Origin of the sequence: Plesiomonas sp., from assembly GCF_051652165.1 — a bacterium.
Lineage (GTDB): Bacteria > Pseudomonadota > Gammaproteobacteria > Enterobacterales > CAMTGL01 > Plesiomonas.
The window spans coordinates 359951-380786 of record NZ_JBOFTR010000016.1 but is presented as its reverse complement, the minus strand read 5'-3'; the positions used below and the strand labels follow the sequence as shown (position 1 = coordinate 380786).

The following is a 20836-nucleotide window of genomic DNA, read 5'->3' as shown; positions in this document are numbered from 1 at the left end:
AATAAGTAGAGGGATAATGAGTATCAAAGTGTTGGTGGTGGATGATTCAGTCTTTTTTCGCCGTCGGGTGAGCGAGATCCTGAATAGTCATCCGCGAATAGAAGTGATTGATACTGCAAGCAATGGCCGTGATGCGCTAGAGAAAGTGCAGCAATTAAAACCTGATGTGATCACCATGGATATCGAAATGCCGGTGATGAACGGTATTGATGCTGCGCGTGAGATTATGCGTGTCAGCCCGACCCCAATATTGATGTTCTCTTCGCTCACTCACGAAGGGGCACGAGCTACCCTTGATGCGCTTGATGCAGGAGCCGCTGACTTTTTACCCAAAAAATTTGAAGATATTGCCCGCGATCGGGAAGAGGCCGTTGCTGTTTTGCAACAACGCGTGATCTCTATTGCACGTCGCCGATCTGCATCTGTGCTACGCAATAATGCGGCAATGGTAAGCACTGGCTCATCGAGGGCTCATGTTGCACGCCACTCATCTGATGTAGGGGGGCAATCGGCTGAAGCCCGGTTAGGTGTAACCTCTGCACAGGGGCGATTGTCACCAAGCCGCCAAACAGAGAGTCAGGCAGCATCAAATAGTACAACACGCACACTTTTATCTACCTTGCACGCACCACGCAATCAGGGGCATTCACGTCGCAGTGGGAAAAGTTACCAATTGCTGGCTATTGGTACATCAACCGGTGGCCCTGTAGCACTGCAACATTTATTGACACAGTTTCCTGCAAATTTTGCCCAGCCCATTTTACTGATTCAACACATGCCCTCAACGTTCACTGCTGCATTTGCTGCCCGCTTAAATAACCTGTGTAAAATCAGCGTGAAAGAGGCTACCGATGGTGATTTGTTACAACCGGGGATGGCCTATTTAGCCCCAGGTGGTAAACAGATGGTATTAGATGGCCGTCCAGGGGCTATGCGAATCCGTATTCTCGATGGCGGTGAGCGTATGAATTATAAACCGTGTGTTGATGTTACGTTTGCATCATGTGCTCGTCAGTATAAAGACAAAGTTTTAGCAGTAGTACTTACTGGAATGGGGGCCGATGGGCGTGATGGCGCAGTCTTACTGCACGAACAAGGCGCAACTATCTGGGCGCAAGATGAAGAGAGCTGCGTGGTATACGGCATGCCGCAAGCGATAGTAAAAGCAGGCATTGCACGCGAAATATTGCCGCTGAGTAAAATAGGCCAACAGATTTTAACCGAAATGGGGGCTGTTTAATCGGCTTGCTGCTCTTGAAGCTCTCTTTTAAACCTGCGGTATCGCTGAGTAAAAAATACCGTTAAGAGAGCCAAAGATCCCCATTTGATCACTCAGGGTGCTAATGTTTCTTGCATCCTGCAATAAAAACAGAATAAAAACAGATTGAGGAGCCGAACATGAGCCAAATCAAAACATTAGAATCAGGTAATCAGCGCGATCAAGTCTTGCAATGGGTGACATTCAAGTTAGGGGATGAAACGTTTGGCGTAAATGTTATGCAGGTGCGAGAAGTGCTGCGTTACAGCGAAATTGCCCCTGTACCGGGTGCGCCGGCCTATGTCTTAGGCATTATTAATTTGCGTGGTAATGTTGTCACTGTTATTGATACTCGAGCTCGTTTTGGGTTATACCCAAATGCGATTACGGATAATACCCGTATTGTGATTATTGAAACTGAACAGCAAGTCATCGGTATTTTGGTTGATAGCGTGGCTGAAGTAGTTTATCTACGCACCTCTGAAATTGATAAAACCCCTAATGTTGGTACTGATGAGAGCGCACGCTTTATTCAAGGTGTGTCGAACCGTGAAGGTGAGCTGCTGATTTTGGTCGATTTAAATAAATTACTGACTCATGATGAGTGGGATGAACTGAGCGGCTTGTAATGACTATCGTAAACATGGCGCTATTGAGTATACAAGGTGTTGTTTTGCTGGGGCTATTGTGGGGATATTGGCACTTGCGCCAGCAACACCGGTTGGCTTTACGGCGTGTAGAGGCCAGTGAAGTTCTGCTAAAAGCGGCCAGGCGACAGTTTGAAACTGTCGACAAAAATGTGGAAGAGTTGCGTAATGGCTTCACCGGGCTAGGCAATGAATTGCACCAAGTGTTAGATAAGCAAGAGTGGTTAACCCAAAAGCTGACAGAAGTGACCTACATTGACCCTGAGCAACGTCTATACAGCCGAGCAACTAAATTGGCAGAGATGGGGGCAGGGTTAGATGAACTCATGCATGAGTGTGAGCTACCCAAAGCAGAAGCAGAATTGCTGTTAAACCTGCGTCGCCAAATTAAAGAGCGGCGTGGTTAACTACAGCATAGCATACTGTAACAATCTACACCCTGACTGATAGCAGTGTAGACACAAGGCTTTATCGTTACAGATGATCCCGCTTGCGCTGGATCATCTTTCCTCACACTTTCACTTTAAAAATAGATAAAGCGCATAATTTGCACTTGAATTTGATCCTTATTCACGTAAAAATTCACGCTAACTTGCTGAAGTTATTCTATTTTAATAACTAGAAAGAGTTATTGTGTTGTGTGTCTGCCCACAATAACAACAAGTGTTGAAATAACCAGTCATGCTACTGATTGTGTTATTATTGTGTCCTCTCTTATCAATGTGTTTACAAAAACCATGCTGGACGCTTGTGAATTAAGCTGTATCCGGGGCGAGCAACCGCTATTTTCTGAGCTCAATTTCACTGTAACACCAGGGGAATTAGTACAGATAGAAGGCCCGAATGGTGTCGGAAAAACCAGCTTATTGCGTATTCTAGCTGGGCTGTCACAACCGGTATCGGGTGTTGTGCGTTGGCAAGGTGAACCTATCACCCGTTGCCGCGAAATCTATCATCAAGATTTACTCTATCTTGGCCATCAAGCTGGTATTAAACCAGAGCTGAGTGCATGGGAAAATCTGGCGTTTTATCGCAATATTAATCAACACAACCGTTTATCCCCCCATGCTCTCTTACCCGCGAAACCAAAGAGTACAACAGACAGTCTGTTTGCAATTCTTGAACGTGTTGGATTAGCAGGGCGTGAAGACCTACCTGTATGGCAACTCTCTGCCGGACAGCAGCGGCGGGTAGCACTGGCTCGCTTATGGCTCACATCTTGCCGTTTATGGATTTTAGATGAGCCACTTACTGCCATTGATAAACACGGCGTTGCGGTACTTACACGCCTATTTGAACAACATATCCACAAAGGGGGAATGGTTTTACTGACCACTCACCAAGAGATATTGACACAAAGCCCCACCTTGCTGCGAAAAATCAAACTGCAAGCACAGTGCACAAGCACAGATCACGTTGATAGCTCTTTTGCACTTGCACAGCACGGCAGCGCCATGCAACAGCAGGAGTTAACATGATTTTTACTGACATTATCCGCCGAGAATTGCAAACAGCCATGAGGCGTAGGGCTGATATCGTCAATCCGCTGTGGTTTTTCCTGATGGTGATCACCCTCTTTCCGTTGGGGATCGGCCCCGAGCCTGCGGTGCTGATGCGTATTGCACCCGGTATTATTTGGGTTGCCGCACTGCTCTCGGCTCTGCTTTCACTTGAGCGGCTGTTTCGGGATGATTTTCTTGATGGCTCACTTGAACAGATGATGCTACTGCCCACTCCTTTGCCATTTGTTGTATTGGCAAAAGTTTGTGCGCACTGGTTACTGACTGGATTACCTCTACTACTGCTTTCACCGCTGGCGGCACTGTTACTCTCTCTTGATACCGCAACATGGCGGGCAATGGCGCTGACACTGCTATTGGGTACGCCAACACTGAGCCTGCTAGGGGCTATCGGGGTTGCATTAACAGTGGGGTTGCGTAAAGGCGGAGTGTTACTGAGTTTATTATTGCTCCCTCTGTTTGTACCTGTGCTGATTTTTGCAACTTCAGCGATAGATACAGCCAGTATGCAACTGCCGATTAATGGTCAATTAGCCATTCTTGGCGCAATACTGGCTGCAACACTGACATTTTCACCTTTTGCAACCGCAGCTGCATTACGCATTAGCGTTAATTAATGGTTATCGATTGGCTCGTGCAAATGCACACAGGGTTGATAGCCAAATATGAAGTAATGGCAGGTTACAGCATTGGCAATAAAAGGTATGCACGTGCTGCCATCGAGTGAAGTGATGTTTTTTTATCTGTTTCCTGAACTGTTTTTTGAGCCATTTTGTTGAACCGTTTTTTTGAACAAGGGTATTTAGAATGTGGAAATGGTTACACCCGTTAGCCAAACCCGAAGTGCTGTATCGCTTATGCGGTACGCTGTTACCGTGGTGTAGTGCACTTACAGTGCTCACACTGCTGCCCGGTATTATCTGGGGGCTGACTTTTGCACCAGCCGATTATCAGCAAGGTGATAGCTTTCGGATTATGTATATCCATGTTCCAGCCGCAATTTGGTCAATGGGCGTGTATGCCAGCATGGCCGTTGCGGCCTTTATTGGGCTGGTATGGCAAATTCGTCAGTCAGATATGGCGGCAGCAGCTATGGCTCCGATTGGTGCGGTATTTACCTTTATCGCACTCTTTACAGGGGCTGCATGGGGAAAACCCATGTGGGGTGCATGGTGGGTGTGGGATGCTCGCCTCACTTCTGAACTAGTGCTGCTATTTCTCTATCTGGGGGTAATGGCACTTTATCGCGCATTTGATGATCGCACACTGGCAGCGCGCGCAGCCGGTATTTTGGCGCTGGTGGGCGTAGTCAATCTACCGATTATTCACTTCTCGGTAGAGTGGTGGAATACCTTGCATCAAGGTGCAAGTATTACTCGCTTGGCAAAACCGGCTATTGATAGCCGCATGTTATGGCCATTACTGCTCTGTATTGCTGGTTTTTTATTCTTCTTTATTACATTAACCCTGATGCGTTTGCGTAATGCTCTGTTACAGCGCGATAGCCAACGCCCGTGGGTATATGCATTGGCACATTCACAAGTGCATTCAGATTTACAGCCGTCTGCCGGCACAACCGACAAGGAGTGTTGAGATGACCCCTGCCTTTAGTTCACTGGCTGACTTTTTCGCCATGGGAGGCTACAGCTTTTATGTCTGGCTCTCGTTTGGCCTGACCGCACTGTGCATGGCCGGTTTAGGGTTTAGCAGTTGGCGTGAACGCCGAATTATTTTACGTGATGTGTTGCAGCGCAGTGCGCGGGCGCGTCGTATGCAACAAGCTCACCCGCGGGAGAACCAGCTATGAACCCACGCCGTAAAACGCGCTTATACATTATTTTAGCCGTGGTGCTGGGCATCTCATTAACCACCGCATTAGTGCTATATGCATTGCGCCAGAATATCGATCTCTTCTATACCCCAACGGAGCTTGTGCAAGGGAAAGGGGCAAATCACCAAAAACCGGAAGTAGGGCAACGTTTGCGGATTGGTGGCCTTGTGGTTCCTGGTTCGATAAAGCGTGATCCTGAATCACTGAAAGTCTCTTTTAAAGTGATCGATATTGGCCCGATGGTCACGGTTGAGTATGAGGGCATTTTGCCTGATCTGTTTCGTGAAGGGCAGGGCATAGTGGCACATGGCACACTAAAAGATGCAACCACAATCTCTGCCTTTGAAGTACTGGCCAAGCATGACGAGAACTATATGCCACCTGAAGTTGCAGAAGCGATGCAAAAAGGTGGACACCAGCCAGCAACGGCTGTGCCACAACAAAATAGCCCGCAACAACAGGATCAACAGAAAAGCAGCGGGGAAGTGAAATGATCCCAGAAATTGGTAATTACGCTCTGAGTCTGGCGCTGGCTGTTTCACTGCTTCTTAGCATCTATCCGCTAATCGGGGCATCGCGGCAAGATACCCGACTGATGGCAGTCTCTCGGCCGTTAGCATGGGCACTGTTTGCAACTGTCGGGATCTCTTTTCTTTGCCTGACCTATGCCTTTATCTACAACGATTTTACTGTGGCTTATGTCGCGAATAACTCCAACAGTCAGTTGCCTATCTACTACCGGATCTCTGCAGTATGGGGGTCGCACGAAGGCTCACTGTTACTGTGGGTGATGTTGCTGGCGGGCTGGACTGCCGCCGTAGCACGGTTTAGCCGTCAGATGCCGGCAGATGCGGTGGCTCGCGTGTTAGCGGTCATGGGCATGATTAATGCCGGATTCCTGCTGTTTATTATTATTACCTCTAACCCGTTTACCCGTACGCTTCCTTACTTCCCAACAGATGGGCGCGATCTTAACCCGCTGCTGCAGGATATCGGGCTAATTTTCCATCCGCCATTGCTGTACATGGGCTATGTTGGTTTCTCGGTGGCTTTTGCCTTTGCTATTGCCTCACTGATGACAGGGCGTTTAGATACCGCATGGGCGCGCTGGTCACGCCCGTGGACACAAGCTGCATGGGTATTCCTAACAGTTGGTATCGTACTGGGGTCATGGTGGGCTTACTATGAGCTGGGCTGGGGTGGCTGGTGGTTCTGGGATCCGGTTGAAAATGCCTCGTTCATGCCGTGGCTGGCAGGCACCGCTTTAATGCACTCACTGGCAGCTACCGAAAAACGCGGTACGTTTAAAGCATGGACAGTACTGCTGGCAATCAGCGCATTTTCGTTAAGTTTACTGGGCACATTTTTGGTGCGTTCTGGTGTACTGGTTTCCGTGCATGCTTTTGCCTCTGATCCGGCCCGTGGCATGTTTATTCTCGGTTATTTAGTGCTGGTGATCGGCAGCTCACTGCTGTTGTATGCGATCAAAGGTGGGCAAGTGCGTAGCCGCGTACGCAATGAGCTTTACTCCCGTGAGAGCTTCTTGCTTGGCAATAACGTCATGCTGGTTGCCGCATTGATTGTGGTATTGATTGGTACTTTGTTCCCATTGGTACATAAACAACTGGGCTTAGGCAGCATCTCAATTGGTGCGCCGTTCTTCGATACCCTGTTTACTTGGCTGATGGCACCGTTTGCCCTGTTGCTGGGTGTTGGGCCGTTGGTGCGCTGGCGCAGAGATGAGCCTTCTGCGCATATCAAACGTTTGATGATAGCTCTACTGATCACCTTCGCGGCCTCTGTTGCACTGCCGGCTCTCATGATGGACCAGATTAAAGCGATGACGGTTGTCGGCTTGCTGATGTCGATTTGGGTGATAGTGCTGACACTGATGGAACTGCATGAGCGCGCTACGCATCGCCACCGCTTTTGGGTGGGGTTGACCAAGTTACCGCGCAGCCATTGGGGTATGGTGCTCGGCCATTTAGGGCTGGCTGTTACGGTTATTGGCATTGCATTTACGCAAAACTACAGTGTTGAGCGTGATGTTCGCATGGTTGCGGGGCAATCTATTGATATTGGGCAGTATCACTTTACCTTTGAAGGGGTACGTGATGTTAAAGGCCCGAACTACGAAAGTGCGCGTGGCACACTGCAAGTCTCTGAAAACGGTAAACAAGTTGCTACTTTGCATGCGGAAAAGCGTTTTTATCCAGTTACTCGTGCGGTGATGACCGAAGCAGGAATTGATGCGGGAATTACCCGAGATCTGTATGCCGCACTGGGTGAAGACTTGGGTGACGGTGCATGGGCGGTGCGGGTTTACTACAAACCGTTTATCCGTTGGATCTGGTTTGGCGGCCTGTTTATGGCGCTCGGTGGCGTGCTCTGCATGCTTGATCCCCGTTATCGTTTGCGTAAATCGGCCCCTGCTAACAACACGTCAGCAAAAAGCGAGGCTGAATAATGAAACGTAATCTGCTGTATATCCCCCTTGTTCTATTTTTAGTGGTTGTTGTGGCATTTTTGGTTCAGCTCATTCGTAATGCTGGCGGAGAAGATCCAACAACCTTGGAATCTGCATTGGTAGGAAAACCGGTGCCAGAGTTTACGCTGGAGTCACTCAATCAGCCGGGTAAAGAGTACGATCGTAGCCTGTTTGTGACCGGCCAGCCGATGCTGCTGAATGTGTGGGCAACGTGGTGTCCGACCTGCTATGCCGAACACAAATACCTCAATCAACTGGCTGCAAACGGTGTTCGGATCATTGGCCTGAATTATAAGGATGACCGCACCAAAGCGGTAAAATGGCTGAATGATTTGGGTAACCCTTACCAGTACAGTTTGTTTGATGGGAGTGGTTTGTTAGGCATGGATTTAGGTGTATACGGCGCGCCGGAAACCTTTGTGATCGACGGAAAAGGGATTGTGCGTTACCGCCATGTGGGTGATGTAAATGAACAAGTTTGGCAGACTACCTTAAAACCGTTGTATGAAAAACTACAGGAAAAGCAATCATGATCTTGCGCAATACATCGCGCCGAAAGTCAGGCTTTAGTGGCCGAGTCATTGCGCAGTGCAGCGCGTTAGTTGCCGGATTAGTGCTGGCTGGTAGCGTGTGGGCAACGGTAGATACGTTTGAATTTAGCAGCCCACAGCAAGAACAAGAGTATCGCAGCCTGACAGAGATGTTGCGTTGCCCAAAATGCCAGAACAATAATATCGCCGACTCAACGGCTATTATCGCAACGGATATGCGGCAAAAAGTGTATGAATTACAGCAAAAAGGCTATAGCAAAGGTCAAATCGTACAATATATGGTTGATCGCTATGGGAATTTTGTCACCTATGACCCTCCGCTGACTCCGGCAACCCTGATTTTGTGGGTTGCTCCACTGTTGTTTGTGCTGGTCGGGGCGGGAGTGATTGTCGCACGTAGCCGTAAGGGGCGCTCTCAACATAAGCGTGCTGACGTACAGAGTGCAGAGAATAACGGCTCAAAAGGTCATGATGCTAAGGGTATCGATGTGGTGATGCTGAGCGCAGAAGAGCAGGCGCGATTGGACGATCTGTTAAAACCGGTTGCCGCAAAAAAGGATGAATCATGATGCTATTTTGGATGACAGCCGCACTGTTATTGCTGCTGGTTTGTTTAGCGTTTGTCTTGCCCGCGTTCAGACAACACTACCATGCTGACAACAGATCACGCGATGCATTGAATAAAGCCTTCTTTAATGATCGCCTGCGTGAACTTGATAGCGATGATGATCAGGGGCTATTGCCACAGCGTCAGGAGATGGTCAGCGAGCTGCAACAAACATTGCTGGATGATATTCCAGTGGCCAGCACCACGTCAGCAGCACCGTTAAGCCGTTGGGTTCTGCTGCCCGGTGTGCTCGTACTGGCGGGGCTGAGTATCGGTTTGTATTGGGGATCAGGGGCATATTCTGAGGTGAGTGCATGGCAGCAGGTGGCAAACAATCTGCCGGCACTTTCAAAACGGGTGATGGAAGAGGATAAAAATCCGCTGACACAAGAAGAGCTCACGCAGTTTGCACTGGCGCTGCGTACCCGTTTGCAACAAGAACCGGATGATGCGCAAGGCTGGTTATTGCTTGGGCGTGTAGGGTTGGCATTGGGTGATGCTTCAATGGCAACTCACTCACTGGCTAAAGCCAATACGCTTAGCCCGAATAACTCAAGTATTCAACTTAGTTACGCACAAGCCCTGATTTTATCTACCGATGAGCAAGATAATCAGCAAGGCCGCAGCTTGTTGGCCGATGTTTTGCGTACTGATCATACTAATATTCAGGCACTCAGTTTACTGGCATTTAGTGCTTATGAGCGTGGCGATTACCCACAAGCCATCAGTGCATGGAAAATTATGCTAAAATTATTGCCAGAAGGTGATAGCCGGATCACAGTTGTGCAACGTAGTATGGCGCAGGCCGAACAACAGATCAGTGCGCCGAAGACCTCGGTTAGCGTAAATGTGGCCATTTCACCGCAAGCGCAAGCTGCTCTGTCAGACGCGAAAGTGCTCTACGTATCGGCCTTAGAAGCGGGTTCACCCATTCCGGTGGCAGCCAAGCAGATACCGATTAGCCGTTTTCCATTACAGGTAACGCTCAGTGGCGCTGATGCGATGATAGCAGACCGCCCGTTGAGTGAAATAAAGAATCTGGTGGTGCGTGCCCGTTTATCGCTTGACGGGCAGGCAATGCCACAATCAGGTGATTGGTACGGTGAAAGTCAGCCACAGGTTTTTGATGGCCAAGTACACGTTAATATCACCATTGATAAACAAAAGCCTTAATAATGAATTTAATGTGAGCTGATGTTCACGCTATGGAATAACATGGATAATAAAATCGCATTTAGTTTACTGCTGGCCACCAGTTTATTAACGGGATGTTCAACAACAACTGAAAAAACAGAAGAAGTCAAAGCAACGAAAGTGACAACACCCGTTGCTGGCTCTAATTCAGAGATTTATGATCCGTTTGAAGGGTTTAACCGCACGATGTGGAATTTTAACTACACCGTGCTTGACCCTTATATTTTACGCCCGATAGCGGTTGGCTGGGATAATATTCCAAAACCTGTGACAACAGGGGTGCGTAATATGCTCAGTAACCTTGATGAACCTGCTAGTACAGTTAACTATTTATTGCAGGGAAAACCGAAAAAAGCGTTAGTCCACTTTAACCGTTTTTGGATTAATAGCACCTTTGGTTTGCTCGGATTAGTTGATGTTGCCACGTCAGCCGGATTACCTAAGCAAGATCAACGTGAATTTGGTCATGTATTAGGGTCTTATGGCGTAGGGTATGGCCCATATATCATGATGCCAGCTTATGGGCCATTTACACCTCGTCAAGATATTGGGGGAATTGTTGACTCTGTTTATATACCTTTAGCATGGTTAGTGCCGTGGGGGTCATTAGTGAAATGGACCATTGAAGGAATAGACAACCGTGCACAAGCATTAAATAAAGATGCGCTGTTAAAAAATTCATCAGACTCCTATATTTTTGTGCGCGATGCTTATTTCCAACATCAAGATTTTATTGTTAATGATGGTCGGGCAGTACAAAAAGAGAATCCGAACGCCAAAGAGCTCAATGATGTGCTTGATGAGATAGACTGATTATTGACGATAGCACATCGATAAATAACGCTTTTATCACAAAGTACTTATCGTATAGATACGGCAACAGTATCTAAACAGTACAAAAAAGAAGAGCAAAAAAATATAAATAGGCAAAGCCTATAAAGCATTAAATAATTCAAATGTGTAGAAAATAAAGGCATAAAAGGCGCTGAGAGAGATCAGCGCCTTTTGTTTTATGCAGTATTTAACCAAGAATAACCAATAAGAGGATATCTTAAAACACGTATGATAACTGCACGCCAGTTAGCCACAGATCACCGCTTGTTTGGCCAATAAATGAACCAGGAACTTGAGGCTCATTCCGGTTAGTCGTATTGCCATTAGGCTCACTGATATGTGCTTTTTTACTCGCAATATACGTTAACCCGACATCAACAGTCATCGCAGGGGTTACGGCATAACCAACCCCTGTACTAAACCAATAGCGATCGGTTTCAGGAATACTTAACGTGCGATTAGTATTACTGACAGCCGCTCTATCATAAGCAATACCAGCACGCCATGTCATTTGTTGGTCCATTTTCCATGTCGTACCCACGGCTAAACGGTAAGTGTCACGCCAATTTTCAGTTTTTACCGTGTCGCGCCCAATACCATCAATATTTGCAACCAGAGAGTCAAACTTGCTCCATTGCGTCCAGTTGATGCTTGAATGAATGGCCCATTGTGCATTGATATTATGCACGGCGGCTAATTCAGCCGTTGCCGGCAAGGTTAACGGTAAAACACCGGCTATTTTTTTACTCGGATTCATTGGGTTATAAGCTAAACCATTGGCATGGCCACTGAGATCTAACTTAACTTCTGATCGGTAACTTGCCCCAATACGAGTTTGATCTGTAGGCTGCCATACTGCACCCACATTCCAAGCAAAATCATGATCACTGCCCTCCATATATTTCAATGTTTGGCCTGCGAGTGGTTTGGTCATCGGGTTTGCTGAAAGGTATGTTGGCGCAGTTGCACCAATAGAGCCTTTGCCTGTGATATAGCGAACCCCCGCACCGAATTGCCACTGGTTATTGAGTTTATAAGCAATATTAGGATTAATTTCTACCGTCGTGATTGACGTATGATTACCAAACTGAGTCGCTGCAAAACCTTTTTCAATATCGGTAGAGAGGCCATAATTAGAGTTGACAGCTAACCCAGCAAACCAGCGATCGTTTAACGGTATCGCAAAGTAGGCATTCGGGATCCAGTTATTACCAATAACATTATTTGCATGGGTTGTTATTGATTGAGATTGCCCTGTAATCGGGTTTGGGAATGATGCGGCGGTGCCCGTTAACTTGATATTAGGATTGACATAAATTGCTCCAACAGAAAATTGTGGTGCAGTAAATTGTGTCAACAATGCCGGATTACGCGCTTGTGCTGATGCATTATCAGCCATTGCTGCTTCACCAGCAAAAGCGCGCCCTAATCCGGTTGCGGAATATTCGGCCAATTGAAAGCCTGCGGCCTGCGTGTTTAAAATAAAACCTGTAGAGAGTACAGTACTGATAAATCGAGCAGTAACGTTATATTTCATGTTTATTGTATTTAGATAGTGTAGGTACAGACAAAAAAGAGCATAGTAAAGGCTTGGTTATGTAATACAAAGCGGTATTACTGTGGGTAAGTATATCAAACATAAATGCTAATAAATAAGATTTAACGATATTTAATGCTGCCATTTCGTGTCAATTGTCATATTTAGAAATGGTTTCAGCGTACAAGCGTTTTGATTGCATCATCTTAAAACTGATTGATATTAAAGTATTTATCACCAAAGTTATGCTCTGTTTGCAAAATAGTGGTTTGATTTTGTAGCACGAAAAGATAAAAAAAAGCCCTGCTCAGTTTACCTAAGCAGGGCTTATATTCTGTTTATCGTTATCACTCAATGAGCGTGTTATGCTTTAGTTAACCTGCACTATTGCGTATCAGGGCTAATTAAAAGCGGTAGTTCATGCCAACGCTATACAGGTAGGCATCACCTTTTGCATCAAAGTTTGATTTAATGGTTGCAGGGCCAATTTTCTGATCTTCAGTAAAACTTGCACCACGGCCATTTAGGTAAGCAAAACCAGCATCAACACTCAGGTTACTGTTAAATGCGTAGGTTGTACCTAATGTATACCAGATACGGTTTTGGTCAGGAATAGAGATTGACGGGTGCTTGTTTGAGGCTTTCTCGTCATACGCAAAACCGGCACGGAATGTCCACTCAGGGCTATAGTAATATGTTCCCCCTACAGAGTAACGGTATGCTGTTTCAAAATTCTCATCTTTTTGTATGCATACTGAATCACCTGTACCGCAGTTGTTGCTGGTTGCTTTGAGCTCTTCAAATGCATTCCAACCCGTGCGCATAACACCATAGCTTACTGCAAATTGTGAGTTTAAGCGGCTATAACCAGAGATTTCCCAGATATCAGGTAGATCAACTTTCAAATTAGCTGGAATGGTTTGAAACTTTGAAGATGTGCCAGCGTAGTCACCATCAAAGTCTAATTTCACTTTTGAGCGGTAAGTTAATGCTAGGCGGTTAGCGTCGTTAATTTCCCACATTGCGCCAAGATTCCAACCAAAGGCCCATGTGTTACCTTTCATATTGGCAATTTCAGTGCTTGCAGGTAGGCCCGCAATTTGGCCTAACGCACCTGCATGGCGTACCAATTTCGCGTCAGCATATACCGCATTAACACCTAAACCAAAACTAAATTGCTGGTTTAAACGATAAGCGGCGCTTAAGTTAGCATTAACGGTTTTAAGATCGGTTTTGCCCCCTAAGAAACCAGCACTGTAGCTTGTTGGAAACTCAGTTGCTAAACCGTAGTTAGAGAACAGTGCTCCACCTACAGCCCACTTATCATTGACAGGATAAATAGCAGCACCGAATGGCACAACGGCAGTTGGTGCAATATCATTGGCATTTGCGGGCAGTTTGCCCATGACATTGCCTTTTACATCAACTGCAGGGTCAATATACGTTAAACCACCAGAGATAGCGGGTGCATCAAACATCATCATTGCAGCGGGGTTACGGATGACTACGGTTGCATTGTCTGCAACCGCACCTTCACCTGCAAAAGCACGTCCTAAACCAGAGGCAGAGTGTTCACCAATTTGATAGCCGGCTGCGCTGGCTTGAGCAGATAACAGTGCCACTGTCGTTGCTAATACTGATTTTTTTAACAAGCTCTTCTTATTCATATTACAGATTCTCTGTCTGTGATGATTATATGCGGTCTCACCTTCATGGTGAGTTGCGCCGGATTGTAGGGGCTTACTGATAGGTCTGAAATCAGACCAGTGGTCAATATAAGCGAAAAATAACTTTTTGTTAACACGGTTTCGCTTTGATACAGAATAAATTGACTCTCTTTGTGTATGAACAGCGTAATGTTGGTCTTTATCAGGCTAAGGTATGAAAATAAAAATAATATAAAACAGTTGCTTACATTTTTGGTGTGAATTGATTTAAAAAAATGAGCGATCTATCGCACGTTTTTGGAATTTTTTTGAAAAAGATGAGTCACTAAATCCAGTTTTTAACATGCTGATTACGTATTCCAATGTGTTTTGGCCTTGTGCAGTTGTATCAATAATTACAGTTGGGCAGGCTGGCCGAGCCGTGTATGATGAATCCGTACCTTTATTAAGGTTTTGGCTGTTTGATTGATTTGGTTTACAAGAGGGCTTATTAATGTCTAATGAAAATACCTGTCGTGTACAAGAGACTGCGGCTTGCTGCTGTGTGGATGTTGGTACTATTTTGGATAACACCGATTGTACGGCCAAGGTTGAGCAACAATTCGCTAATCGTGCCGATGCCGAGGCATTTTTAGAGCAACTTACTGAAAAAGCACGCGACATTGAATCTGATGCTTGTGAGATTACCAGCACACTGACTGACAATGCTAACGGCGTACAGCTTCATGCTGAGTTCACCTTCTCTTGTCAGGCTGAGACAATGATTTTTCAGTTGGCACTGCGCTAGGTTAGCAGTGCATGGGTAAATGACTACCCTGTAAAAGCCGTAGTTAGCGCAAAGCGTGACCCGTTAGGTTGCCGTTAACGAATCCTATTGATAAAAAAGCCGCCATTGCGTTTGTCGTATGACACGCTATTTGGCGGCTTTTTAATATCATAAAGGTCAATAGGGATATGCTATTTGGCTTTGTATCTCTTTTTTATTTAATTACTCAATTTTAAAGTTAATTTGTGGATAGTCATCGTGTTTGCGTGTTTTATGAGCCGATGTCTGTGTTGCAGGTGGTGCGTCTGCACGCCGAATGCCACGAATACGGTAGAGTAATTGGCGCAAGGGGGTACTATCCCATGCACTGGTATTTCCTTTATTGTTTGGGTTATCAGTACTGCGTTTGAGTTTGGTCAGTTCTCTGTCTATCGCATCACCATTTGGCAGTTCGGCAAAGTGGGTGAATTTTTTCCCTGGCCAACGCAATCGTGCCCATTGGCTAAATGCACGGGTAATTTGTGCCGGATCATGTTGGTTTAGCGCATATTCCAACTCTTGCCACGCTTTCTCTTCGGGCTCTGGTTCACTGGGCATCATCAGTGAAAGTTTACTTAGCTCATTACGTAAATTCCGTTTTTGGCTCATGTGCCAATAGATAAAACCACCTGTGAGTAATGCTGCAAACAGTGCTAGATAGCCCAAAATATTGGCGTAATTCTCTTTGGGTTTTACCATCGGAACAACAGGCTGGCTCAATGCCGGATTAATACTAATATTCAAGGGTTGGGCAGCTAATACCGCATTTTCAGCTTTTTCACTTTGGGTATTCCACCAACTGATTGTGATCTCAGGCAGTGTTACCACTGCAGTGCGTTTTGGCATCAAAATATGGCGGATTTCCAGCTCAGTTTCATCGTTGAGTGTACGCCGCTGCTCAACGGGTTGTGCATGTAAACTGATCTCATTCGGGTAGTCAATAGCTGGCATGACCAGCGGTTTATTACCTAATCCACGAGCACGCAGGCGAATAGTTCTTGTCAGTGGTTCACCCACTTTGGCAGCTGATGGTTGCGGAAACCAGGTCTCTTCAAGGGTAATTTTTTCGGCTGGAAGCCAGTTATTACGCAAATCTTTAGGTAAAGCCTTAATGTTGAGGATAACAGGCAGTGATTCGGCATAACTGTTGAGCGGCGGTTGCCGTAGGCTACTACCACGTACTGTGCCTCGAAAACGAATGCTACCTATAGTGACATTTTCAGTGTCAGTAGCGGTAATTTGATAGCGGCGGCTGATGATCTGATAGCGGTTGCCATCGCGCATTAAACTCCATGCTCGATCTTGCCCTATTTGTCGCAATGTTCCGCCACTGATCTCAGGTGTTGAGAGCACGCCGTCGAGCAGTTCACTGGCCAGTTCAAGATCAACATCCAAATATATCGCTTCATCAGGATAGGCTATCGGCTTTGAGAGCCGAGTACTGAGTACGGCTTGATCAAGGGTAATTACGGGCTCAGGTTCAGGTGTAGGCAGTGGTGACTCTGCAGAGGGGGCTACCGGTGGAGTAATCGTGACGGTAAGAGGTTGGCTTGAGACGTTATCAATGGTGAGTGCAGGAATTGTATAACGGCCAGCCTGATCGTGTAACAGGGTGGTTTTCCACTGTGTCTGTGCCGGATTTTTTTTATCTGCCGGAATAGGGGTGTATTCGGTGTTCCCAATAACAAAAGACAGGCCAAACAGTGGGGAGAGATCCAGCGCATCATTAGGTAGAGTATCGTCAGCACTGACCGTTAAAACAAAAGGTTTTCCTTGCTCTACCGTGCTGCTCTCAATACTGATATTGAGAGAACTTAGTGCTATGGCCTGCGAGCTAAATACAACACAGCATAAAATAATGCTCAGGGTGCGCAGAGTAAAGAGACGCGAGTGAAATAAGCGCAACGTATCGCGTGTCATCAACATAGTGGTGATCTTTTCCAACTGAGAGTGAAATAACCGTGAATGGCACATTAATGTAGCCAGCAAATGCAATAATTGTGCCTTATCTGCGTAAGGTGACAATATCAGTAGACAGATGTGGTCGTTGCGTGAAGTCAATATGGTAGTGCTAGATAAATAGGAGAAAGAAAATAAGACATAAAGAAAGCACAAGAAAGGCTGCATGTATCAGGCAAAGTCAAAAAAATGGCAGTTATAGCCAGATGATGTCAGTTAAAGGGTAGACACATCATCACCTAAAACAGATGTTTTAAAAATGTGAACATAAGGTTACACTTAGGGTGTTCAGGTCAGACCAGATAGGGGCTTACCCCGTGAATCTTCAGGAAGGAGTACACATGAGAGCCGCGCAAAATCTTATTACCCGTAACGGGGAGCGTGTTGCTGTGGTTGCTGGGTTACGAACACCGTTTGCTCGTCAGGCAAGTGCATTTCATGGTGTGCCCGCATTGGATTTAGGGAAACTGGTGGTAAATGAGTTGGTGCTCAGAACGGGGATTGATCCGGCATTAATTGATCAATTGGTTTTTGGTCAGGTAGTACAAATGCCAGAAGCGCCGAATATTGCCCGTGAAATTGTACTGGGTACGGGCATGAGTGTGCATACCGATGCTTACAGTGTTTCACGTGCGTGTGCGACCAGTTTTCAGGCAGTGGCTAATATTACCGAAAGTATTGTGTGTGGCCATACGCAGGTGGGGATTGCCGGAGGCGCTGACTCCTCATCAGTACTGCCTATAGGGGTATCAAAGACACTGGCGCGTGCCTTGGTTGATCTGAATAAAGCCCGTTCACTGAGCCAACGGCTGAAGGTGATCAGCCGTTTACGTTTGCGGGATTTAATGCCGGTTCCACCGGCAGTTGCCGAGTATTCAACGGGCCTTTCAATGGGGCAAACCGCAGAGCAAATGGCCAAGACCTACGGTATTAGCCGACAGGCGCAAGATGAGCTGGCACTTCGCTCACATCAGCGTGCGGCGCAGGCGTGGGATCAGGGGCTGCTGGATGATGAGGTGATGACTGCCTATGTTGCGCCGTATAAAGCGCCGTTTGCAAAGGATAACAACATTCGCCACGATGCTACGCTGGCCGGTTATGCGAAGTTGCGCCCAGCATTTGATCGTAAACACGGCAGTGTCACCGCAGCGAACAGTACACCGCTGACCGATGGTGCAGCCGCTGTGATGCTGATGTCAGAAGGGCAGGCAAAAGCGTTGGGGCTGACACCACTGGGTTATATTCGTAGCTATGCGTTTGCCGCGATTGATGTGTGGCAGGATATGCTGATGGGCCCGTCGTATGCGACACCGCTGGCGCTTGACCGCGCGGGGATAACGTTGGCAGATTTAACCTTAATTGATATGCACGAGGCCTTTGCTGCCCAAACACTGGCCAACGTACAGATGTTTGCGAGCCAAAAATTTGCGCAGGAAAAGTTAGGCCGTAGTCAGGCTATCGGCGAAATTGATATGGATAAGTTTAATGTGCTGGGCGGATCGCTGGCGTACGGCCACCCGTTTGCTGCCACAGGTGCTCGGATGATCACCCAAACGCTGCGCGAGTTACAGCGCCGTGGAGGTGGTTTGGCGTTAAATACCGCATGTGCAGCCGGTGGGCTTGGCGCCGCTATGATATTGGAGAGTGAATAATGACAACGCAAAGCGCATTCTCTGTCACCGTAAGGGATGATGGTATCGCGGTACTGACTATTGATGTTCCCAATGAGAGCATCAATACATTGAAGGCCGAGTTTGGTCAGCAAATTCGGGCTATTTTACAGCAATTGCAACAACCCTCAGATCCGGCGCAACCGACCGTAAAAGGGCTGGTGTTGATCTCCGGTAAGCCAGATTCATTTATTGCCGGTGCGGATATCAACATGCTGGCAGCTTGCCGCAACAGCAGTGAAGCACAGCAACTTTCACGTGAAGGGCACGCAATTATGGCAGAGTTGGCTGGCCTGCCGTTTACGGTGGTTGCGGCCATTCATGGCGCTTGTCTGGGCGGTGGGCTTGAGCTAGCACTGGCCTGCCATGCGCGAGTCTGTTCGCTGAGTGATAAAACCGTACTGGGGTTGCCAGAAGTGCAACTGGGTTTACTGCCCGGCTCTGGCGGAACACAGCGTTTACCGGCGTTGGTTGGGGTGGCAAAAGCACTTGATCTGATGCTCAGTGGCCGACAGGTGCGCGCTAAACAAGCCCTCAAAATGGGGCTGGTGGATGATGCCGTGGCGGATACGGTATTGCTTGATGTTGCCGCAGCACTGGCATTAAAGCCTAAACCGACCCGTAAGCACCCGAACGGTAAAATGGGCTGGCTAATGGATGGCAACAGCATCGGGCGCAATATCATTTTAACTCAGGCACTCAAGCAAACGCTGAATAAAACCCGCGGAAACTACCCTGCGCCGGAGCGCATTATTGATGTGGTGCGTATCGGCCAGAGTGAGGGGTTTGATGCCGGATTAGACGCGGAAGCGCGCCATTTTGGTGAGCTGGTGATGACACCAGAATCGGCTGCCCTGCGCTCGATTTTCTTTGCCACCACCGAGATGAAAAAAGAGTCAGGTGCTAACGCGAAGGCGCGACCACTTCAACAGATAGGTATTTTGGGCGGTGGGCTGATGGGGGGCGGAATTGCATTTGTGACCGCTACCAAAGCTGGGCTGCCAGTGCGGATTAAAGATGTTGCTGAAACCGGCATCAACCACGCACTGCGCTACAGTTTTGATTTGCTTAATAAACGGGTTAAAAAGCGGATTTTGCTGCGATCCCAAATGCAAAAACAGATGTTGATGCTCAGTGGTGGTTTGGATTATACCGCCTATCAACATCGTGATTTGGTGGTGGAAGCGGTATTTGAAGATTTGAATCTGAAACAAAAAATGGTGCAGGATATTGAGCTACACGGTAAACCTGAAACCATTTTTGCCTCGAATACCTCATCACTGCCGATCCACCAAATTGCCGCCCACGCGCAGCGGCCAGAAAATGTGATAGGCCTGCACTATTTTAGCCCCGTAGACAAAATGCCGCTTGTTGAGGTGATCCCGCATGCTGGAACATTGGCAGAAACGATCGCCACAACAGTGGCTTTTGCCAAAATGCAGGGAAAGACCCCGATTGTGGTGGCCGATAAAGCCGGTTTTTATGTTAACCGTATTTTAGCACCGTATATGAATGAGGCCGCGCGCTGCTTGCTGGCGGGCGAGGCGATTGAGCATATTGATGCTGCACTGCTTGATTTTGGTTTTCCGGTAGGCCCGATTACGCTGCTTGATGAGGTTGGCATTGATGTGGGTGCTAAAATAGCACCGATTCTTGAGCGGGAGTTAGGCGAGCGTTTTGCCGCACCAGAGGCGTTTGCCGCCTTGCTGGGTGATGATCGCAAAGGGCGTAAAAATGGCCGCGGGTTCTATCTGTATAACAGCAAAAAGAAGTTGTATCGCCTAACAGGACAAGAGAAAAAAGAGTCAGATAACCGTGTCTATAAAGTGTTGGGAGTTCAACCTAACTCATCACTTGCCCCACAAGCATTGGCCGATCGTTGTGTGTTGATGATGCTCAATGAAGCTGCTCGTTGTTTAGATGAAGGCATTATTCGCAGCCCACGCGATGGGGATATCGGTGCTATTTTTGGTATTGGATTTCCGCCGTTTTTAGGTGGGCCATTCCGTTACATGGATCGCATCGGAGCTGCACAACTGGTGCAGCAACTTCAAGAACATGCGAAGTGTTTTGGCCAACGTTTTGAACCTTGTGATGCGCTATTGCAACGTGCTGAAACTAATGCGAAATTCTATTCACAATAACAATATAACCTCCTTATGTAATCACTCCTCTTAACCAGCCATTCGGCTGGTTTTTTTATGTGATAAACGCAGTGGCTTGGTGGTATGTTATCCTGCACGCTATCCCCTCGAAAAAATACAAACT

At 47.1% G+C, this 20836-nt stretch carries 18 protein-coding genes and 1 pseudogene; 16 read left to right on the top strand and 3 right to left on the bottom strand.

The genetic code is table 11. From position 1 onward, the window contains the following. Window positions 1-16: 16 nt before the first annotated feature. The 13 genes and pseudogenes from ACRC53_RS11345 (at window position 17) to ACRC53_RS11285 (ending at window position 10909) form a co-directional block, all read left to right on the top strand. Window positions 17-1240, top strand: a complete 1224-nt coding sequence (locus ACRC53_RS11345; protein ID WP_438643508.1) for a protein-glutamate methylesterase/protein-glutamine glutaminase — start codon at window positions 17-19, stop codon at window positions 1238-1240. Window positions 1241-1398: 158 nt separating this feature from the next. Beyond that, window positions 1399-1887, top strand: coding sequence for a chemotaxis protein CheW (locus tag ACRC53_RS11340; RefSeq protein ID WP_438643507.1), 489 nt, complete (start codon window positions 1399-1401; stop codon window positions 1885-1887). Then, window positions 1887-2312: a DUF2802 domain-containing protein gene (locus ACRC53_RS11335; protein ID WP_438643506.1), complete on the top strand. Its 426-nt coding sequence runs from the start codon at window positions 1887-1889 to the stop codon at window positions 2310-2312. Before ACRC53_RS11340 ends, ACRC53_RS11335 begins: the two co-directional genes overlap by 1 nt. Window positions 2313-2642: 330 nt before the next feature. Beyond that, window positions 2643-3293: pseudogene (gene ccmA / locus ACRC53_RS11330) on the top strand (cytochrome c biogenesis heme-transporting ATPase CcmA); the annotation flags it as partial. A gap of 86 nt (window positions 3294-3379) precedes the next feature. Further along, the gene (gene ccmB / locus ACRC53_RS11325) at window positions 3380-4042 is read left to right on the top strand and encodes a heme exporter protein CcmB (RefSeq protein WP_438643505.1); all 663 of its coding nucleotides are present in this window, start codon (window positions 3380-3382) and stop codon (window positions 4040-4042) included. Window positions 4043-4232: 190 nt separating this feature from the next. Next, window positions 4233-5018, top strand: coding sequence for a heme ABC transporter permease (locus ACRC53_RS11320; protein ID WP_438643504.1), 786 nt, complete (start codon window positions 4233-4235; stop codon window positions 5016-5018). Window position 5019: 1 nt separating this feature from the next. Further along, entirely contained in the window at window positions 5020-5232 is a 213-nt protein-coding gene (gene ccmD / locus ACRC53_RS11315) for a heme exporter protein CcmD (protein WP_438643503.1), read from the top strand. After that, window positions 5229-5750, top strand: coding sequence for a cytochrome c maturation protein CcmE (gene ccmE / locus ACRC53_RS11310; RefSeq protein ID WP_438643502.1), 522 nt, complete (start codon window positions 5229-5231; stop codon window positions 5748-5750). The genes ccmD and ccmE overlap by 4 nt, the downstream gene beginning before the upstream one ends. Next, window positions 5747-7723 carry a heme lyase CcmF/NrfE family subunit gene (locus ACRC53_RS11305; protein ID WP_438643501.1) on the top strand — a complete coding sequence of 659 codons (1977 nt, stop codon included), beginning with the start codon at window positions 5747-5749 and terminating at the stop codon, window positions 7721-7723. Before ccmE ends, ACRC53_RS11305 begins: the two co-directional genes overlap by 4 nt. Beyond that, window positions 7723-8277, top strand: a complete 555-nt coding sequence (locus ACRC53_RS11300) for a DsbE family thiol:disulfide interchange protein (RefSeq protein WP_438629157.1) — start codon at window positions 7723-7725, stop codon at window positions 8275-8277. Before ACRC53_RS11305 ends, ACRC53_RS11300 begins: the two co-directional genes overlap by 1 nt. Next, complete coding sequence (locus tag ACRC53_RS11295; protein ID WP_438643500.1) at window positions 8274-8864, top strand: cytochrome c-type biogenesis protein; 591 nt, start codon at window positions 8274-8276, stop codon at window positions 8862-8864. Before ACRC53_RS11300 ends, ACRC53_RS11295 begins: the two co-directional genes overlap by 4 nt. Next, window positions 8861-10075, top strand: coding sequence for a c-type cytochrome biogenesis protein CcmI (gene ccmI, locus ACRC53_RS11290; protein WP_438643499.1), 1215 nt, complete (start codon window positions 8861-8863; stop codon window positions 10073-10075). The genes ACRC53_RS11295 and ccmI overlap by 4 nt, the downstream gene beginning before the upstream one ends. Before the next feature lie 42 nt (window positions 10076-10117). Further along, window positions 10118-10909 carry an MlaA family lipoprotein gene (locus tag ACRC53_RS11285; RefSeq protein ID WP_438643498.1) on the top strand — a complete coding sequence of 264 codons (792 nt, stop codon included), beginning with the start codon at window positions 10118-10120 and terminating at the stop codon, window positions 10907-10909. A gap of 238 nt (window positions 10910-11147) precedes the next feature. On the opposite strand, the gene ACRC53_RS11280 is transcribed toward ACRC53_RS11285, so the two are convergent. After that, on the bottom strand, window positions 11148-12467 hold the full coding sequence (locus tag ACRC53_RS11280; protein ID WP_438643497.1) for an outer membrane protein transport protein: 1320 nt from the start codon (window positions 12465-12467) through the stop codon (window positions 11148-11150). A gap of 404 nt (window positions 12468-12871) precedes the next feature. Beyond that, a complete protein-coding gene (locus ACRC53_RS11275) occupies window positions 12872-14134 on the bottom strand; it encodes an outer membrane protein transport protein (protein ID WP_438643496.1) in 1263 nt (420 codons plus the stop codon). A 493-nt stretch (window positions 14135-14627) separates the two neighbouring features. On the opposite strand from ACRC53_RS11275, the gene ACRC53_RS11270 reads away from it, so the two are divergent. Beyond that, on the top strand, window positions 14628-14921 hold the full coding sequence (locus ACRC53_RS11270; protein WP_438643495.1) for a YfcZ/YiiS family protein: 294 nt from the start codon (window positions 14628-14630) through the stop codon (window positions 14919-14921). Window positions 14922-15122: 201 nt separating this feature from the next. On the opposite strand, the gene ACRC53_RS11265 is transcribed toward ACRC53_RS11270, so the two are convergent. After that, on the bottom strand, window positions 15123-16865 hold the full coding sequence (locus ACRC53_RS11265) for a BatD family protein (RefSeq protein ID WP_438643494.1): 1743 nt from the start codon (window positions 16863-16865) through the stop codon (window positions 15123-15125). 374 nt (window positions 16866-17239) lie between these two features. Here ACRC53_RS11265 and fadI point away from each other — a divergent pair, with 374 nt between their 5' ends. Together fadI and fadJ are read left to right on the top strand one after the other, a co-directional pair. Then, complete coding sequence (fadI, locus tag ACRC53_RS11260; protein ID WP_438643493.1) at window positions 17240-18550, top strand: acetyl-CoA C-acyltransferase FadI; 1311 nt, start codon at window positions 17240-17242, stop codon at window positions 18548-18550. Further along, complete coding sequence (gene fadJ, locus ACRC53_RS11255) at window positions 18550-20712, top strand: fatty acid oxidation complex subunit alpha FadJ (protein ID WP_438643492.1); 2163 nt, start codon at window positions 18550-18552, stop codon at window positions 20710-20712. The genes fadI and fadJ overlap by 1 nt, the downstream gene beginning before the upstream one ends. Window positions 20713-20836: the final 124 nt, after the last annotated feature.

Excerpts from the sequence above, each read along its gene's own strand:
- ACRC53_RS11345 (WP_438643508.1), top strand. The coding sequence starts at position 17 with ATGAGTATCAAAGTGTTGGTGGTGGATGATTCAGTCTTTTTTCGCCGT.
- ACRC53_RS11340 (WP_438643507.1), top strand. The coding sequence starts at position 1,399 with ATGAGCCAAATCAAAACATTAGAATCAGGTAATCAGCGCGATCAAGTC.
- ACRC53_RS11335 (WP_438643506.1), top strand. The coding sequence starts at position 1,887 with ATGACTATCGTAAACATGGCGCTATTGAGTATACAAGGTGTTGTTTTG.
- ccmB (WP_438643505.1), top strand. The coding sequence starts at position 3,380 with ATGATTTTTACTGACATTATCCGCCGAGAATTGCAAACAGCCATGAGG.
- ACRC53_RS11320 (WP_438643504.1), top strand. The coding sequence starts at position 4,233 with ATGTGGAAATGGTTACACCCGTTAGCCAAACCCGAAGTGCTGTATCGC.
- ccmD (WP_438643503.1), top strand. The coding sequence starts at position 5,020 with ATGACCCCTGCCTTTAGTTCACTGGCTGACTTTTTCGCCATGGGAGGC.
- ccmE (WP_438643502.1), top strand. The coding sequence starts at position 5,229 with ATGAACCCACGCCGTAAAACGCGCTTATACATTATTTTAGCCGTGGTG.
- ACRC53_RS11305 (WP_438643501.1), top strand. The coding sequence starts at position 5,747 with ATGATCCCAGAAATTGGTAATTACGCTCTGAGTCTGGCGCTGGCTGTT.
- ACRC53_RS11300 (WP_438629157.1), top strand. The coding sequence starts at position 7,723 with ATGAAACGTAATCTGCTGTATATCCCCCTTGTTCTATTTTTAGTGGTT.
- ACRC53_RS11295 (WP_438643500.1), top strand. The coding sequence starts at position 8,274 with ATGATCTTGCGCAATACATCGCGCCGAAAGTCAGGCTTTAGTGGCCGA.
- ccmI (WP_438643499.1), top strand. The coding sequence starts at position 8,861 with ATGATGCTATTTTGGATGACAGCCGCACTGTTATTGCTGCTGGTTTGT.
- ACRC53_RS11285 (WP_438643498.1), top strand. The coding sequence starts at position 10,118 with ATGGATAATAAAATCGCATTTAGTTTACTGCTGGCCACCAGTTTATTA.
- ACRC53_RS11280 (WP_438643497.1), bottom strand. The coding sequence starts at position 12,467 with ATGAAATATAACGTTACTGCTCGATTTATCAGTACTGTACTCTCTACA.
- ACRC53_RS11275 (WP_438643496.1), bottom strand. The coding sequence starts at position 14,134 with ATGAATAAGAAGAGCTTGTTAAAAAAATCAGTATTAGCAACGACAGTG.
- ACRC53_RS11270 (WP_438643495.1), top strand. The coding sequence starts at position 14,628 with ATGTCTAATGAAAATACCTGTCGTGTACAAGAGACTGCGGCTTGCTGC.
- ACRC53_RS11265 (WP_438643494.1), bottom strand. The coding sequence starts at position 16,865 with ATGTTGATGACACGCGATACGTTGCGCTTATTTCACTCGCGTCTCTTT.
- fadI (WP_438643493.1), top strand. The coding sequence starts at position 17,240 with ATGAGAGCCGCGCAAAATCTTATTACCCGTAACGGGGAGCGTGTTGCT.
- fadJ (WP_438643492.1), top strand. The coding sequence starts at position 18,550 with ATGACAACGCAAAGCGCATTCTCTGTCACCGTAAGGGATGATGGTATC.